This window comes from Aminobacter sp. SR38 (assembly GCF_014843375.1).
Lineage (GTDB): Bacteria > Pseudomonadota > Alphaproteobacteria > Rhizobiales > Rhizobiaceae > Aminobacter > Aminobacter ciceronei.
Genome location: NZ_CP062112.1, coordinates 56,529 through 71,623 on the forward strand (window position 1 = coordinate 56,529; position 15,095 = coordinate 71,623).

Here is a 15,095-nt window from a genome sequence, read left to right on the forward strand (position 1 = left end):
AGACAAACAAGAAGGGCGGCTCGATGCCGTCCTTTTCGGCTCAGAGGTCCGGAAGTCAGACGACTTGCTGAAGCCTAGTCCGCGCCTTCGTTGGGGTCGATCGCGGCGTCTTCCGAGGCGACGACTTCGACGTCCTGGTTGCGGCCGGCAACGACGGTGAAGTCGCGCTGGTAGATGCGGTCGCGGTTCTTGGCGATGATGGTGTAGTCACCTTCCGACAACACCATCGAGGCGAAGGCGCCGACGGCCTCGCGCAGCGGGTCGCCTGACTCCGTCAGCACCGACCAGGACGTGTCGGCGATGGCTTCGCCGCCGGCTTCGCGCACCAACTTGAAGGTGACGTCGGCGGCGCGGTGCTCGACGGTCGCTTCAGTCAGCTTGCCGGCTTCGACGCGGATGTCGGAGCGGATGACGGCGTTGACGCTGCCATAGGTCGAGACGACGTGATAGGTGCCGGAATTGAGCCGGACCACCGAATTGGGTGCGACATTGGGGATAATCAGCGCGCGTTCGCCATCGCTGGTGGAATCGCCTTCGAAGATCGAGAATTTGAGCTTGGCCGGCGGGATGCGGACGCCGCCGGAAAGCACGGCGTCGAGCTTCAGGCCACCGGCGTCGAGCACCAGGCTCTCACGCTTGCCCTGCTTACCGACGGTGATGCGCTTGGTGGCACCGGCGCGACCATAGGAGGCATGGACGAGGTAACTGCCGGGCGGCAACTGGAACATGCTGGTGCCGCCCTGGGCCGAGGCGACCAGCGGAAGCTTGCCGTCGGGTCCGGCCTCGGGGCGGAAGACGCGCCAGACCAGGCCGCGGCCGATGTCGCTGCCCTTGTCGGTCAGCTGCGCGGTCAGCGTGATCTCGCCAAGGGCGCCCGTCGCCAGCGGTTCGTCGCCGCGCGGCGAGGCAAAACTGGAAATGCCGGGAAGGCTCAACCCGTCGATTGCCGCGGCACCGTCCTGCGCGAAAACGGCCGCAGGCTGCACGGCGAACAGCGCGACAGCCAGAATCGGCGCGAAAAGTCGGAAGGATCCCCTCAGCATCCCTTGTTTGAAGCGCAAGGCGGTGGCAATTTCAAGGCTATTCCGGCGCGATGGATTCTCAACCGCACTGCGCCGATGCCAGAGCAGCCACCATTTACGGACAGGCGCTTCAGCCCAACATCCAAGGAGTGCCCGCGCCGTGACATCGCCGATTATCGACTTCCTGCTGACCCGCAACTCCGCGCCGATCCCCGAACTCCGGGCGCCGGCACCGTCCGACGCCGAGATCGCCACCATTCTGGCGGCGGCAAGCCGCGTGCCTGATCACGGCCGGCTGGAGCCCTGGCGCTTCATCCTCTATCGCGGCGACGTGCGTGTCGAGATCGGCCAGAAGCTGGCTGACTTGGCTGAACGCCGGGAAGGACCGCTGCCGGAAGGCCGACGCAACCAGGAGCTTGCCCGATTCTCGCGCGCGCCGCTGGTCATCGGCGTGGTGTCCAGCCCCAAGGACCACCCCAAGATCCCCGAATGGGAAATGTTCCTGTCGGGCGGCATGGCGGCGATGAACCTGATTACCGCAGCCAATGCGCTCGGTTACGGCACCAACATGATCACCAACTGGTACTCGGATTGCGAAGAGGGCCGCGCACTGCTTGGCCTTGCGCCGCATGAACGTGTTGTCGGCTTCGTCCATATCGGCTCCTATGATGGCGCCGGACAGGAGCGCCAGCGTCCAGACGTGGCAAAGCTCTATGCTGACTATGCCGGGCCTTGGGAGGGCTAGCACAGGTGTTCTACGAGCCGTCGAAAGGCCACGGACTACCGCATGACCCATTCAAGTCGCTGGTGTCGCCGCGGCCGATCGGCTGGATCTCGTCCGTCGGCAAGGATGGTGCGGTCAATCTCGCGCCCTATTCGTTCTTCAACGCGCTGTCCGGCAAGCCGCCGCTGGTGTGGTTTTCCTCCGAGGGTCAGAAGGACAGCGCCACCTTCGCCAGCGAAACCAGGGAGTTCGTTGCCAATCTCGTCGGGCGCGACCTGGCCGAGAAGATGAACAAGAGTTCGGTCAATGCGCCGCGCGGTGTCAGCGAGTTCGCTTATGCCGGGCTGACGCCGGTGCCTTCGCGGCTGGTGGCCCCGCCACGCGTCGCCGAGGCACCCGCTGCGCTGGAATGCAAGGTCACCGAGATCTTCCGCCCCAGAGGTCTGAGCGGGCAGGAGACCGGCGCCATCGTCGTCATCGGCGAGGTCGTCGGCATCCACATCGACGAGGCCTATCTGGCCGATGGGTTGTTCGACGTCGTCAAGGCCGGCAACGTCTCGCGCCTCGGCTACATGGATTATTCGACCATCGATGCCATCTTCTCGATGCGGCGGCCGCGCTGGGAGGACTGAACCTCAGCCGGCGACGCCGGCAGCACGCGCCCGGGCCAGCAGGCGCTGGGCGAGCCTCAGATGCGGCCGGTCATACATCTTGCCGTTGATGCCGACCACGCCCGGATTGCCTGCCTCCTCGAAGGCGGTGACGATGGAGGCCGCGTGTGCCACCGCATCAGTGGTCGGTGTGAACGCCTCGTTGATGATGGCGACCTGGTCCGGATGGATCGCCATCTTGGCGGTGAAGCCGTCACGTTCGGCTTCGATGCACTCGGCGCGCAGGCCCTCGCCATCCCGGAAGTTGACGAAGACGGTGTCCACAGCGGCAACGTCGGCTGCCGCTGCACCCAGCACCGTCATGGCCCGCGCCAGGCGGAACACGTCGGTGTAGCGGCCGTCACTGTCGCGTGCGACGCGTGCGCCGATGGCCGCCGAAAGGTCTTCCGCCCCCCATGTCAGCCCGGCAAGCCGGGCACTTGCGCCGGCATAGCTGCCGGTCGCCAGCACGCCGGCCGGGGTTTCCGTGATGATCGGGATGATGCGGATGGCGCCGTCCGGCAGGCCGTTTTCCGCCTCATGCACACGCAGCTTGGTAGAGAGATGCTGGACGTCGGCGCCGGAATTCGACTTGGGCAGCATGATGCCGTCTGGCGCGATCGGCACGATCGCCCTGAGGTCGTCGTCGGTGAGCCCGGTCGAAAGGTCATTGACGCGCACATAGATCGACGCGCGGGTGTCGTTGCGCTTGCTGGCGATGAAGTCGGCGGCGACGCCGCGCGCATGCGCCTTGTTGTCAGGTGAGACCGAATCCTCGAGATCGACGATGACGACGTCGGCGCCGGACGAAAAACCGCGTTCGAGCTTCTTTTCGGAATCGCCTGGAACGAACAGCAGCGAGCGCATCAGGTCGCCTTCTTCTTCATCATCATCGCCTGGCGCTGGCATTTGGCAACGAGCGCGCCGTTCTGATTATAGGCGCAATGCAGGAACTCGACGATGCCGCGATCGGTTTTCGATTTCGATTCGCGCACCGAAAGCACCTCCGTCTCGACACGAATCGTGTCGCCATGAAAGACCGGATGCGGGAAGGTGGTCTCGGTCATGCCGAGATTGCCGATGGTGGTTCCGAGCGTCGTCTCGTGCACCGAAATGCCGATCATCAGGCCGAGCGTGAACAGCGAATTGACCAGTGGCTTGCCCCATTCGCTCTTTGCGGCGAAATCGAAGTCGATGTGCAGCGGTTGCGGGTTGAGCGTCATCGTCGAGAAAAACATGTTGTCGCTCTCGGTGACGGTCTTGGTGAGCTGATGCTGGATCACCTGGCCGACGACGAATTCCTCAAGATACAGTCCAGCCATCGGCAACTCCTCCTGTTGTGCGGATTTGATAGGCGCTGCCTCGCTGCCCGGCAAGGGTTAACGGATATGGTGAACCGTTCGTAAACCTTTTCTTTCTAGGGTCGTTCTTGGGTTTGGGCGCTGCTGCCAGGGGCGAAGAAGAGCGGATGGTCGTTTCGCATTTTCTGAAATGGATGGACACAGCCAAGGTGGGCGAACGGGCCGCCGCGGCGGCCGCGCTGGCGAGCGCCTATGTCAATCGCGAGATGCCGTTCGAGGATCGCTGCGCAGCTGAAGCGGCGCTCACGCTGCTGCTCGACGACCCGTCTTCGAAAGTGCGCCAGGCGCTGGCCGAGGCGCTTTCGATGAGCGTCCACGCACCGCTCCAGATCATCGCAGCCCTTGCCGCCGACCAGCCCGACGTTGCGGCGATGGTGCTGGCGCGTTCTCCCTTGCTGACCGACGCCGATCTCATCGACCGCGTCGCATCGGGCTCGAGCGCCATCCAGAAACTTGTTGCCGACCGGCCGGTCGTCTCGATGTCGCTGTCTGCCGCGATCGCCGAAGTCGGCGAAGCTGAAGCCTGTGTCGTGCTGCTTCAGAATTATGGCGCCGACATCGCCTCGCTGAGCTTCCGTCGTATGGCTGAGCGTTTTGGCCATGATGCGAACGTGCGCGAGGCACTTGTCGCCGATACGCGCCTGCCGTCCGATTGCCGGCACCTGCTGCTGGTCAAGCTCGGCGAGGCCCTGAAGGCTTCGCCCTTCGTCATGGCATTGATGGGTGCCGCGCGTGCCGAAAAGGTGACGCGCGATGCCTGCATCAAGTCGTCGCTGACGTTGATCGAGGGCACCCGCGCCAACGAACATATGGCGCTTGTCGAACATCTCAGGTTGCGCGGCGACCTGACCGCAAGCTTCATCATCCGCATCCTTGCCCATGGCAAGGTCGATTTCTTCGGCGCTGCCCTTGTCGTCCTGACCGGTCGCGACGAACCACGGGTGAGGGCGCTGCTTTCTGCTGGGCAAGACGTCGCGCTGACCGCGCTGTTGCGCTCCGCCGGCCTCGCCGATGCGACACACGCGATCATCCTGCGGGCGCTGAAGATCTGGCGCGAAGTTGCCAATGGCCGTCGTGTCGCCGGTGCCCAGGAAGTCAGCTGGCTGATGCTCAAGGAACTGGGTGGCCAGGCAGCCGAAGGCGAATTGGCCTCTTTGGTGAAGTCGATCCACCTCGAAGCCCTGCGTGAAAACGCCCGCGGCCACGCTCTGGCGATAGCGGCCGCCTGACGGCGGGCCGCTTTCTTCATTCAAATCCGGATCAGATATCCAGCGCGTCCGCTGCGGCGAACTCGGCGCGTTCCTGGATAAAGCGGAAACGCAGCTCCGGCTTGGTGCCCATCAGCGCGTCGACGGCGCTCTTGGTGTCGTCTTCGCTCTCATTGACCTCGACACGCAGCAGCGTGCGCTTCTTCGGGTCCATCGTCGTTTCCTTGAGCTGCGAGGCCATCATCTCGCCGAGGCCCTTGAATCGACCGATCTCGATCTTGCCGCGCCCGGTGAACTCGGTCTTCAGCAACTCCTCCTTGTGGGCGTCGTCGCGGGCATAGGCGACCTTGCCACCCTGGCGGATCGAGTAGAGTGGCGGCACCGCCATGTAGAGGTGTCCACCACGGACGAGCTCTGGCATCTCCTGGTAGAAGAAGGTGATCAAAAGCGAGGCGATGTGCGCGCCGTCGACGTCGGCGTCGGTCATGATGATGACGCGGTCGTAGCGCAGGTCCTCTTCGCGGTATTTCGAGCGCGTGCCGCAGCCCAAAGCCTGAATAAGGTCGCCGATCAGCTGGTTCGACGCCAGCTTGTCATTGCCGGCGCTGGCGACGTTGAGGATCTTGCCGCGCAGCGGCAGGATCGCCTGCATCGAGCGGTCGCGTGCCTGCTTGGCCGAGCCGCCTGCCGAGTCGCCCTCGACGATGAACAGTTCGGCACCTGCAGCCGCATTCTGCGTGCAGTCGGCCAGCTTGCCGGGCAGGCGCAGCTTGCGCACAGCGCTCTTGCGCGACACTTCCTTTTCCTGGCGGCGGCGCACGCGTTCGTCGGCGCGCGCAATCACCCAGTCGAGCAATTTCGACGCTTCCTGCGGATTGTCGGCGAGCCAGTGGTCGAACGGGTCGCGGATCGCCGTCTCGACGATGCGCATCGCCTCGACGGTCGCCAGCTTGTCCTTGGTCTGGCCGACGAACTCCGGTTCGCGGATGAACACCGACAGCATGCCGGCGGCCGAGATCATCACGTCTTCGCTGGTGACGATCGAGGCCCGCTTGTTGCCGACAAGGTCGGCATAAGCACGCAGGCCGCGTGTCAGAATGTTGCGGAAGCCCATTTCGTGGGTGCCGCCATCGCCGGTCGGGATGGTGTTGCAGTAGGAATTGATGAAGCCGTCGCCGCCGAACCAGGTGACGGCCCATTCGACCGAGCCGTGGCCGCTCTGCTTCTCGCTCTTGCCCGAGAAGATTTCACGGGTGACCTGCATCTCACTGCCGAGCGAGGCCTTGAGATAGTCGCCGAGACCGCCGGGGAAGTGGAACACGGCCTTGGCAGGCGTCTCGTCCTTTTCCTTGATCAGCGTGGGATCGCAGCTCCAGCGGATTTCGACGCCGCCGAACAGATAGGCCTTGGAGCGCGCCATCTTGTAGATGCGTGCCGGTTCGAAATGCGCGCCCTTGCCGAAGATGTCCGGGTCGGGGTGGAAGCGCACCTTGGTGCCGCGCCTGTTCTGGACGTCGCCAAGGCTTTCCAGCCCGCCCTGCGGGACGCCGCGCGAAAAACGCTGACGGAACAGTTTGCGGTTGCGCGCCACCTCGACTTCAAGCTGGTCGGAGAGCGCGTTGACGACCGAAACGCCGACACCGTGCAGGCCGCCCGAGGTCTCATAAACCTTGGAGTCGAACTTACCACCGGCATGCAGCGTGGTCATGATGACCTCGAGCGCCGACTTGTTCTTGAACTTGGGGTGCGGATCGACCGGGATGCCGCGACCGTTATCGGTGACGGTGAGGAACCCCTCGGCGTCGAGCTCGACCTCGATGAAGGTCGCATGGCCAGCCACTGCCTCGTCCATCGAGTTGTCGATGACTTCGGCAAAGAGATGGTGCAGCGCCTTTTCGTCGGTGCCGCCGATATACATACCGGGGCGACGGCGGACGGGCTCCAGGCCTTCGAGAACTTCGATATCGGCAGCACTGTAGCTGTCGCTGGCGTCCTTTGCCGGAGCAGGGCGTTTCGCCGCCGCGGCCGCCGCGACCAGCGGGTCAACCGGACGGGAAACGGGGCGTGCAGGCTGGTTGCCGAGATTGCCGAAAAGGTCGCTGTTGTCGTCCATGCTCAATACGGTTGTTCCGCGCTGCGAATCACTTGTCGAGTTTGCCAGTTTTGCCGGTCCGGCAACAGTTCCTGATCTGTTCGTCCCCCGCCCGTTCGATATGCCCGAATTGGCAGGGCCGGCGCAACCTTTCGTAAACGCTAACCGAAGTCGCAGCACTCAGCTGACGATGGCGCGGCAATGTAAGGTTGCGGCTGACCCGGAATGTCCAATAACTGCTGCCCGAACATTCGGACATCAGGAAGGCCGCGCCCCCGTGCTTGACTTTGGTTCCCTGTTGCTCGCCACGGCCCTGTCGGGTGCGTGTCTGAGCGGAACACTCGTCGCGATCTGGCTGACGGCGCGTCAGTCCCGTTTCGTTCTCACGATGGCGGTGGGAATACTACTTCTTGTCACCCATGTCATCGCCTTTTGGCTTTATGGTCGCCATGCCTCCTCATGGCTCGGGCAGGGCATGTTGGCGCTGCTTGTCGCCGGCTTCTTCGTCGTCTTCACCTCCGCCGACCAGTATATCGAGCGGGGCTGGTCGAAACCGGCAACCCTGCCAATTATCGCGATCATCGCCCTGACAGTCGTGGTCACCGCCGCCGGGTTTGACGGCGTCGGCTTCGTCATCGCCTATTTGGCTGTAACCGGCATCCTGGTCATGACGGCAACGGCCTTCTGGACGAGCACGGAGGTCGACCGTCGCGTGCTGGCCCCGGTCTCGCTGCTCACCGGCAGCAGCGCCATCTCCTTCGCGCTCTGTGCCTTCGTCATCATTCAGCAGAAGCAGTGGGTGCTCGACAGCGTACCCAGGAACTGGGCCGAGGACGTCAACACCGTTGTCGTCGTCGCCTGCATGACCGCGCTTGGGGCGCTCACCATTTCGTTCCACCATCTGCGCACCCAAAGCCGGTTGACCGAGGAAACGTTGACCGATCCGCTGACCGGGCTGATGAACCGGCGCGCGCTCAACTCCCTGCATGCAAATACAAGCTTCGGGCAACGCATGGCCTTGGCCATGGTCGATCTCGATCACTTCAAGCGCACAAACGATGTCTTCGGCCATGCGGTGGGCGACCGTGTCCTGCAACGCTTCGCGGACATTGTGAGGCGGCAGTCCCGGCAAGGCGTCGAGGGCTTTCGGCTCGGCGGCGAGGAGTTCGCCATCGTCATTTCGGGAATGAGCACGCTGGAGATCTATGAAGTCCTGCGCAAGATCGGCGCCTCCTTTGGGGCGGAGGTCGTCGCAACCAAACTCGGCCCGCTCAGGAGCACGGTTAGTGCCGGCGTCTGTTTCGGCAGCGACGAAGCGAGGAGCCTGGAACAGATGCTTCTGGGCGCCGACGTAGCGCTCTATGCGGCCAAGCGCGCGGGCCGCAACCGTGTCGCCACGGCTGGGCCCGCGGACTGCGACGGATATCGGGAGCCGCAGCTTCTGTTCGCCTGAACGGTGAGTTGCCGTCACAAGCAGCCCGCGTTTTGCCGAATCTGCCGGCAGGGGTTCGGTTTCATGTTGCTGGCACGGGGGGTGGCGATGCAATTGTGGCGAATTGGGATGGCCATTGTGCTGGCGCCAGCGGCCGTGCCCCTTTATGTACTGCCTCGGTATGCTTCTGGGATCGGGATATCCCTATTCCGGTCCGGGGCACATGGAAAAGCATCTTCTCAGCATCGTCTGGTTGATGGCCCTGAGCTACGCCGTGAGCATTGGCCCCGGCGTGCCGATCGTTGCTTCGCTCCACTTCAGCCGAAAGCTGACCAGGCTGAACTGTATCGCTTGGGCATTGGTGGCCGGGGCTGCGGTTGGTATTGCTTTTTGCCTGTTCACCATTCCTCCGGACTACGAAGCCGCGTTGTCGCAGCGCGTCTTTCTCTCTGCAGGCTTTGCCGCCGTTGCCGCGTTGACCGCGTTGGCCATTTTGTCTGATCGCCGGTCGCGGCTGAGGAACTCTCCGAGTAGAGACGCGTAAGAGCGGCGCCCATCCAAAAGCAAATCGGCGGCGCCCGTGAGGTACGCCGCCGATTGATGTGTTTGCCGTTCAGATTACTCGGCGGCGCCGAGATACTCGCTCAGCGGCGGGCAGGCGCAGACCAGGTTGCGGTCGCCGGCGACGTTGTCGATACGCGACACCGGTGGCCAGTACTTGGCGACAGTGTCGGGATCGCCGCCGGGATAGGCCGCTTCGAGGCGCGAGTAGGGATGCTTCCACTCGCCGGCCAGCGTTTCGGTCGCCGTGTGTGGCGCATTGACCAGCGGATTGTCATCCCTAGGCCATTCGCCCTTTTCGACCTTTGCTGCTTCGTTGGCGATCGCAATCATCGCATCGCAGAAACGGTCGATTTCGTGCTTCGGCTCGGACTCGGTCGGCTCGACCATCAGCGTGCCGGCAACCGGCCACGACATGGTCGGTGCATGGAAGCCGTAGTCGATCAGCCGCTTGGCAATGTCTTCGACCGATATGCCGGCCCGCTCCTTGAGCACGCGGGTGTCGAGGATGCACTCATGTGCCACGCGGCCGTTCTTGCCCTTGAACAGCACTGGATAGTGCCCCTCGAGCTTGCTGACGATGTAGTTGGCATTGAGGATCGCCGTTTCCGTCGCGTGCTTGAGGCCCGAAGCGCCCATCATCCGGATGTACATCCAGGTGATCGGCAGGATCGAGGCGCTGCCGAAGGGGGCAGCCGACACCGCATGCGCGCTGCCGATTTCGACATGGCCGGGAAGGAACGGCGCCAGATGCGACTTGACGCCGATCGGGCCGATGCCGGGGCCGCCGCCGCCATGCGGAATGCAGAAGGTCTTGTGCAGGTTCATGTGGCAGACGTCGGCACCGATGTCGGCCGGCCGCGAAAGCGCAACCATCGCGTTCAGGTTGGCACCGTCGAAATAGACCTGGCCGCCATGGGCATGGACGATCTCGCAGATGTCGCGTGCGCCTTCCTCGAACACGCCATGCGTCGACGGGTAGGTGAACATCAGCGCAGCCAGCTTGTCGGCGTGCTGCTCGGCCTTCACCTTGAGGTCGGTGACGTCGATGTCGCCGTCTTCGAGGCAGTGCACGACAACCACGTCCATGCCGGCCATCGCCGCACTGGCCGGGTTGGTGCCATGCGCCGAAGACGGGATCAGGCAGATGTTGCGCTGCGTCTCGCCACGCGAATGGTGATAGCGGCGGATCGCCAGAAGACCGGCATATTCACCCTGGCTACCGGCATTCGGCTGAAGGCTGACGGCGTCGAAGCCGGTGATTTCGCACAGCCATGCTTCGAGGTCGTCGGTCATCGCGCGATAACCGAGGGAATGGCTGGTCGGCGCGAACGGATGCAGGTTGGCGACCGACGGCCAGCTGACCGGCATCATCTCGGCGGCGGCATTGAGCTTCATGGTGCAGGAGCCGAGCGGGATCATGGCGCGGTCGAGCGCCAGGTCCTTGTCGGCCAGCCTGCGCAGGAAGCGCATCATGTCGGTTTCCGAGCGGTTCTGGTGGAACACCGGCTGGGTCAGGAACTCCTTGCCGCGCGGCTGGCCCGGCAGCGAACGCTTGGCTTCGGCCACGACCTTTGCGCCAAACAGGGCAGCGATCGCTTCGAGATCGGCAGCTGTCGAGGTCTCGTCGAAGGCGACCGAGACATGGTCGGCGTCGATGACACGCAGCAGGCGGCCGGTCTTCTCGGCCTCGGCGGCAATAGCCTCGGCCTTGCCCTTGGCCTCGATGGTGACGGTGTCGAAACGTTTGTCGCCAAGCACCGGCAGGCCGGCAGCTTTCAGGCTCTCGGCAAGACGGCTGGCCAGCGCGTGGACCCGCTCGGCGATCGCCTGCAGGCCGACCGAGCCGTGCCAGATGGCATAAGATGCCGCCATGTTGGCGAGCAAGGCCTGTGCGGTGCAGATGTTCGACGTCGCCTTGTCGCGGCGGATGTGCTGTTCGCGGGTCTGCAGTGCGAGGCGGTAACCGGGGCGGCCCTTGCTGTCGACCGACTGGCCAACGAGGCGGCCAGGCATCAGGCGGGTCAGCTTGTCGGAGACGGCGCAGTATGCTGCGTGCGGACCGCCAAAGCCCATCGGCACGCCAAAGCGCTGCATCGACCCTGCGGCGATGTCGGCGCCAAGGCTGGCAGGCGTATCGGTTACGGTCAGGCTGAGCGGATCCGAGACGAAGATGACGATGGCGCCGACGGCCTTGGCCTTCTCGATCGCCGCCTTGTGGTCGCCATAGACGCCGTTGGTGTCGGGCCAGGAAACGATCAGCGCTGCCGTGTTGTCGTCGATGGTCTCGCCGTCGATCTCGGTGCCCAGCGGCTCGGCGCGGGTACGAACGACGTCGAGGACCTGCGGGTGCGCTGCACCGGCAATGGCGACGCGGCTGCGCTTGTCGCGGTGATGGCGCAGCGCGATGCCGACCGCTTCGGCAACGGCGGTTGCTTCGTCGAGCAGCGAGGCGGAGGCGACCGGCAGGCCGGTCAGTTCGGCGACCAGCGTCTGGAAGTGGAACAGGAGCTCCAGGCGGCCCTGGCTGATTTCGGCCTGGTAAGGCGTGTAGGCGGTGTACCAGGCCGGGTTCTCGAACAGGTTGCGCTGGATGACCGGAGGCACGTTGACGCCGTGATAGCCGGCACCAATGAAGCTCTTCAGCACCTTGTTGCGGCCCATCTTCTCGCCAAGCTCGGCAAGCGCTTCATGTTCGCTCGCCGGGGCCGGCAGGTTGAGCGCGCGGTCGAGCCGGATCGACTTCGGCACGGCCTGCGAAATCAGGGTTTCCACGGAGGGTACGCCGATGGCGGTGAGCATGGCGCGGGTTTGTTTTGGGCCGGGCCCGATGTGGCGGGCCGAAAAGGGATAGGGTGCGGTGGTCATCTCAGGCGATCCTGTCAACCGATATGGGCTTTGTAGCCCGCTTCATCCATCAGGCCGTCGAGCTGGCCCGCATTGGCGATCTTCATCTTCCACAGCCAACCGTCGCCTGATGCAGCCGAATTGACGAGCGCCGGGTCGGACGAGAGCGTTGCATTGGCTTCGGTGATGTCGCCGTCGATCGGTGCATAGACGTCCGATGCGGCCTTGACCGACTCGACGACCACGGCGACGTCGCCCTTGGCGAGCTTGCGGCCGGCTTCCGGCAGGTCGACGAAGACCAGGTCGCCAAGCTGTTCCTGGGCGTAGTCGGTAATGCCGACGGTAGCGATGTCGCCTTCAACGCGGATCCACTCGTGGTCTTCGGTGAAATAGGTCTTGGTCATGGAAATTATCCTTTGCGGTAGCGATGCTGCGTGAAGGGAAGAGAATGAACGTCGACGGGCACCTTGGTGCCGCGGACGTCAGCGAAGACACGGGTGCCGGCCTTGGCCAGCGACGCGGAGACATAGCCCATGGCGACCGGGAATCCGGCCGACGGGCCAAAGCCGCCCGAGGTGACGCGGCCGATCAGCTTGCCGTCGGCATCGAACAGCTCGGCGCCGGAGCGCACCGGCTGGCGGCCTTCAGGCTTCAGGCCGACGCGCTTTTCCTTGGCGCCGTCGGCGAGGATCGCAGCAAGTGCCGCGCGGCCGATAAAGCCGCCGTCTGCACGCAGGTCCTTGGGGATCGCCCACATCAGGCCGGCACTTGCAGGGTCGTTGTCGGGGGTGATGTCGTTGCCATGCAGGCAGAGCCCGGCTTCGAGGCGCAGGCTGTCGCGTGCGGCAAGGCCGATCCACATGGCGCGCTCGTCGGCCAGAAGCTTGGCAAGCAATTCGCGCGCGTCTGCCTCCGGCAGGCCGATCTCGAAACCATCCTCGCCGGTATAGCCGGAGCGGCTCATGAACCAGTTGGCGCGCGGCTCGAAGCCCTGCATGAAGAACAGCGCGTCGGTGGCAATGCCGGCCTTGCCGAGCACTGTGGCCGCCTCGGGGCCCTGGATCGCGATGAAGACGCGGTCGAGCGGCTCGATCGTGGCGTCGAAGTCCTTGGCCAGCGCACGCAGATGCGCTTCGTCGGTCGCTGCGTTGCCGGCATTGGCCACCACCATGAAACGCTCGTCGCCGAGACGGGTAATGATCAGGTCGTCGATGATGCCGGCGGTCTCGGTCAGGAAGAAGGTGTATTTCGACTGCCTGGTCTCAAGCGCGCGCGCATCGAGCGGGCAGGCGCGGTTGATGAGGTCGGCGGCCCCCGGGCCGGTGACCAGGAACAGCTTCATGTGGGAGATGTCGAACAGGCCGACATGCTCCCGGGTGTGAAGGTGTTCCTTCATCACGCCGGCAGGATAGGTCAGCGGCATGTTCCATCCGGCAAAGGCGCCAAAGCGCGCACCAGCGGCTGCATGCAGATCTGCAAGTGGGAGTTGGTTGGTGGCTTCGCCTGTCATGTCTTCTCCAGAGTCGCACGTGTCCAGCCGCTTGTGGCAGCCATTCCGTGCCCCTCTGTCTGAAGCCTGAGAGACTCGCGCTCCGGAACTCTGTCGGCAGCGCTTACACCTTCGGCGCGGGACCAAGGTCCCGACTTTCCAGAGTGTCCTTCCTGTTTACGGTTCTTTTGCCTGAGAGATTTCGGGCGATTTCCCCTTCGGCGTCAGCTTTCGCTGCTCTCTCCCGCAAACAGGTGGAGCCCGCAAAGGCTCCAGACGAGTCGTCAATATCCCACCGACGACACTTTGTCACCTGTCCGCGCAGTGCTTATTCACCGGATGGATAGTCCCAACCAATACTTCCGGGTGGTCCGGGTCAGGTCCCGGCACTTTCCAGCTTGCGCAGGTCGCGCTCGAGCTGGCCAATCAGGTTGCCGGTCTGGCGGTGCAGTCGTAGCAGCCGTTCCATCTGCAACGAAACCGAGGCGGCGGACAGGTCGTCTTCGCGCGGCGCAGGACCGATGCCGTGCAGGATCCAGGAAATGCTGGAGCCGAGCAGGCCGGCCAGCTTGGCGATGCGATGGGCCCCGGGCTGCGAGCGGTCGCGCTCCCAGGCATTGATGGTGGCGGTCTTGACCCCGAGGCGCCAGGCAAGTTCCGAAGCACTCAGGCCGCTTGCTTCGCGCGCACGCGACAGGCGTCCGCCAATGGTGTCGAGATCGGGTGTCTGCTCATAGATGTTCGTGGTGTCGGACACCAGAAGGGCCTCCTGTCGTATGTTGGATTTGGACCGCCTAATGTCTGGGCGGCATGCCGCGAGCATCGGCCAGCGAGCCCGGATGCGCAACCGCAAGATACGAAAAATCGGTCAAGCTATTGAATAAGCGTGACTATCAATGGCGCTTGCGATCGTCCGTCAGATGCCGCCGTACCAGTCGTAGCCACGGTCTTCCCAATAGCCGCCCTTACCAAGGCCCATGGCGCCGAAGCCGTCGACCAGCTCGATCTTGTGGATGTATTTCGGCATCTTGTAGCCGAGCTGTCGTTCGACACGCACCCTAAGCGGTGCGCCGTTTTCGACCGGCAGCGGCATGCCGTTCATGCCATAGGCGAGGATTGTCTGCGGGTGCCGCGCGTCGACCAGATCGATCGAGCCGTAATATTTGACTTCGCCCGAGAGGCTTCGTTCGATGGTGTCGAGGCAGTGGAAGACGACGTAGCGGGCATTGGGCTTGACCGCGGCGGCATCGAGTACGAGCGCCATCGGCACGCCTGTCCATTTGGCAATACAGCTCCATCCCTCGACGCAGTCATGCCTGGTGATCTGGGTACGCGAGGGCATGTTCATCAGTTGCTGGCGCGTAAGCGATAGCGGCTTTTCGACCAGGCCCGTCACCTCCAGCCGCCAGTCGGCGAAGTCGCCCGACTGAAGGGATTTGTAGACACTGTCGTCGGGTGCAGTGATGCCGTTGGGGCGTTGCGGCTGCCGAATGTCGGCCTCGGTGAACTCCTGGGCCAGCGACTCGCGGCCGGCGAGCAGCCGCTGGACGCGGTATGTCAGGTCGTTGGCACCCTCGAGGACATTGCGCACGCCGTTGTCGCGATCGGCGAGAAAATCGAAGGCGTCGCAACCGGAGAGTGCAAGTGTCGATGCACCGAGCGTAGCTGTCGTGAGGAAGCGCCGGCGGTTGAGCTGGAACTTGGGCATC

Annotated in this window: 14 protein-coding genes and 1 riboswitch; of the genes, 5 read left to right on the forward strand and 9 right to left on the reverse strand. The window is 63.9% G+C overall.

Translation table 11 applies throughout. The features are described 5' to 3' along the window. Window positions 1–74 precede the first annotated feature (74 nt). On the reverse strand, window positions 75–1,043 hold the full coding sequence (locus tag IG197_RS00290; protein WP_067961726.1) for a hypothetical protein: 969 nt from the start codon (window positions 1,041–1,043) through the stop codon (window positions 75–77). A gap of 139 nt (window positions 1,044–1,182) precedes the next feature. Between IG197_RS00290 and IG197_RS00295 the strand changes: the two genes are divergently transcribed. After that, window positions 1,183–1,767 (forward strand): nitroreductase, encoded by a 585-nt coding sequence (locus tag IG197_RS00295; RefSeq protein ID WP_067961729.1) that lies wholly within the window; start codon window positions 1,183–1,185, stop codon window positions 1,765–1,767. A gap of 5 nt (window positions 1,768–1,772) precedes the next feature. Next, window positions 1,773–2,378, forward strand: coding sequence for a flavin reductase family protein (locus tag IG197_RS00300; protein ID WP_192316272.1), 606 nt, complete (start codon window positions 1,773–1,775; stop codon window positions 2,376–2,378). 3 nt (window positions 2,379–2,381) lie between these two features. Here IG197_RS00300 and IG197_RS00305 read toward each other — a convergent pair whose 3' ends face one another. Both IG197_RS00305 and IG197_RS00310 read right to left on the reverse strand, forming a co-directional pair. Then, a complete protein-coding gene (locus tag IG197_RS00305; protein ID WP_192316274.1) occupies window positions 2,382–3,263 on the reverse strand; it encodes a CoA ester lyase in 882 nt (293 codons plus the stop codon). Further along, window positions 3,263–3,718: a MaoC family dehydratase gene (locus tag IG197_RS00310; RefSeq protein ID WP_192316275.1), complete on the reverse strand. Its 456-nt coding sequence runs from the start codon at window positions 3,716–3,718 to the stop codon at window positions 3,263–3,265. The genes IG197_RS00305 and IG197_RS00310 overlap by 1 nt, the downstream gene beginning before the upstream one ends. Window positions 3,719–3,864: 146 nt before the next feature. On the opposite strand from IG197_RS00310, the gene IG197_RS00315 reads away from it, so the two are divergent. Then, window positions 3,865–4,986 carry a DUF2336 domain-containing protein gene (locus tag IG197_RS00315; protein WP_192316277.1) on the forward strand — a complete coding sequence of 374 codons (1,122 nt, stop codon included), beginning with the start codon at window positions 3,865–3,867 and terminating at the stop codon, window positions 4,984–4,986. 31 nt (window positions 4,987–5,017) lie between these two features. Here IG197_RS00315 and parE read toward each other — a convergent pair whose 3' ends face one another. Further along, window positions 5,018–7,078 carry a DNA topoisomerase IV subunit B gene (parE, locus tag IG197_RS00320; RefSeq protein WP_067961737.1) on the reverse strand — a complete coding sequence of 687 codons (2,061 nt, stop codon included), beginning with the start codon at window positions 7,076–7,078 and terminating at the stop codon, window positions 5,018–5,020. Here parE and IG197_RS00325 point away from each other — a divergent pair. Then, window positions 7,077–8,510 carry a diguanylate cyclase gene (locus IG197_RS00325; RefSeq protein WP_246765419.1) on the forward strand — a complete coding sequence of 478 codons (1,434 nt, stop codon included), beginning with the start codon at window positions 7,077–7,079 and terminating at the stop codon, window positions 8,508–8,510. The genes parE and IG197_RS00325 overlap by 2 nt on opposite strands. 202 nt (window positions 8,511–8,712) lie before the next feature. Beyond that, a complete protein-coding gene (locus IG197_RS00330; protein ID WP_192316279.1) occupies window positions 8,713–9,033 on the forward strand; it encodes a hypothetical protein in 321 nt (106 codons plus the stop codon). Between the two features lie 74 nt (window positions 9,034–9,107). Here the strand turns inward: IG197_RS00330 and gcvP are convergent, their stop codons facing one another. The 5 genes from gcvP to IG197_RS00355 all read right to left on the reverse strand — a co-directional run bounded on the left by gcvP (window position 9,108) and on the right by IG197_RS00355 (window position 15,094). Next, a complete protein-coding gene (gene gcvP / locus IG197_RS00335) occupies window positions 9,108–11,918 on the reverse strand; it encodes an aminomethyl-transferring glycine dehydrogenase (RefSeq protein ID WP_192316281.1) in 2,811 nt (936 codons plus the stop codon). A 14-nt stretch (window positions 11,919–11,932) separates the two neighbouring features. Next, window positions 11,933–12,301, reverse strand: coding sequence for a glycine cleavage system protein GcvH (gene gcvH / locus IG197_RS00340; RefSeq protein ID WP_018427756.1), 369 nt, complete (start codon window positions 12,299–12,301; stop codon window positions 11,933–11,935). Window positions 12,302–12,306: 5 nt separating this feature from the next. After that, window positions 12,307–13,407 carry a glycine cleavage system aminomethyltransferase GcvT gene (gene gcvT, locus IG197_RS00345; RefSeq protein ID WP_192316283.1) on the reverse strand — a complete coding sequence of 367 codons (1,101 nt, stop codon included), beginning with the start codon at window positions 13,405–13,407 and terminating at the stop codon, window positions 12,307–12,309. 149 nt (window positions 13,408–13,556) lie between these two features. Further along, window positions 13,557–13,643: riboswitch (glycine riboswitch) on the reverse strand. A gap of 119 nt (window positions 13,644–13,762) precedes the next feature. Next, window positions 13,763–14,143 carry a helix-turn-helix domain-containing protein gene (locus IG197_RS00350; protein WP_192316284.1) on the reverse strand — a complete coding sequence of 127 codons (381 nt, stop codon included), beginning with the start codon at window positions 14,141–14,143 and terminating at the stop codon, window positions 13,763–13,765. Window positions 14,144–14,302: 159 nt separating this feature from the next. Continuing rightward, complete coding sequence (locus tag IG197_RS00355; RefSeq protein ID WP_154384167.1) at window positions 14,303–15,094, reverse strand: molybdopterin-binding protein; 792 nt, start codon at window positions 15,092–15,094, stop codon at window positions 14,303–14,305. Between the last annotated feature and the right edge of the window lies 1 nt (window position 15,095).

What these genes read in the sequence shown, in the direction of transcription:
- IG197_RS00310 (WP_192316275.1), bottom strand. Translation starts at nt 3,718, where the DNA reads ATGGCTGGACTGTATCTTGAGGAATTCGTCGTCGGCCAGGTGATCCAG.
- IG197_RS00290 (WP_067961726.1), bottom strand. Translation starts at nt 1,043, where the DNA reads ATGCTGAGGGGATCCTTCCGACTTTTCGCGCCGATTCTGGCTGTCGCG.
- IG197_RS00325 (WP_246765419.1), top strand. Translation starts at nt 7,077, where the DNA reads ATGCTCAATACGGTTGTTCCGCGCTGCGAATCACTTGTCGAGTTTGCC.
- gcvH (WP_018427756.1), bottom strand. Translation starts at nt 12,301, where the DNA reads ATGACCAAGACCTATTTCACCGAAGACCACGAGTGGATCCGCGTTGAA.
- IG197_RS00355 (WP_154384167.1), bottom strand. Translation starts at nt 15,094, where the DNA reads ATGCCCAAGTTCCAGCTCAACCGCCGGCGCTTCCTCACGACAGCTACG.
- IG197_RS00330 (WP_192316279.1), top strand. Translation starts at nt 8,713, where the DNA reads ATGGAAAAGCATCTTCTCAGCATCGTCTGGTTGATGGCCCTGAGCTAC.
- gcvP (WP_192316281.1), bottom strand. Translation starts at nt 11,918, where the DNA reads ATGACCACCGCACCCTATCCCTTTTCGGCCCGCCACATCGGGCCCGGC.
- parE (WP_067961737.1), bottom strand. Translation starts at nt 7,078, where the DNA reads ATGGACGACAACAGCGACCTTTTCGGCAATCTCGGCAACCAGCCTGCA.
- IG197_RS00315 (WP_192316277.1), top strand. Translation starts at nt 3,865, where the DNA reads ATGGTCGTTTCGCATTTTCTGAAATGGATGGACACAGCCAAGGTGGGC.
- IG197_RS00305 (WP_192316274.1), bottom strand. Translation starts at nt 3,263, where the DNA reads ATGCGCTCGCTGCTGTTCGTTCCAGGCGATTCCGAAAAGAAGCTCGAA.
- gcvT (WP_192316283.1), bottom strand. Translation starts at nt 13,407, where the DNA reads ATGACAGGCGAAGCCACCAACCAACTCCCACTTGCAGATCTGCATGCA.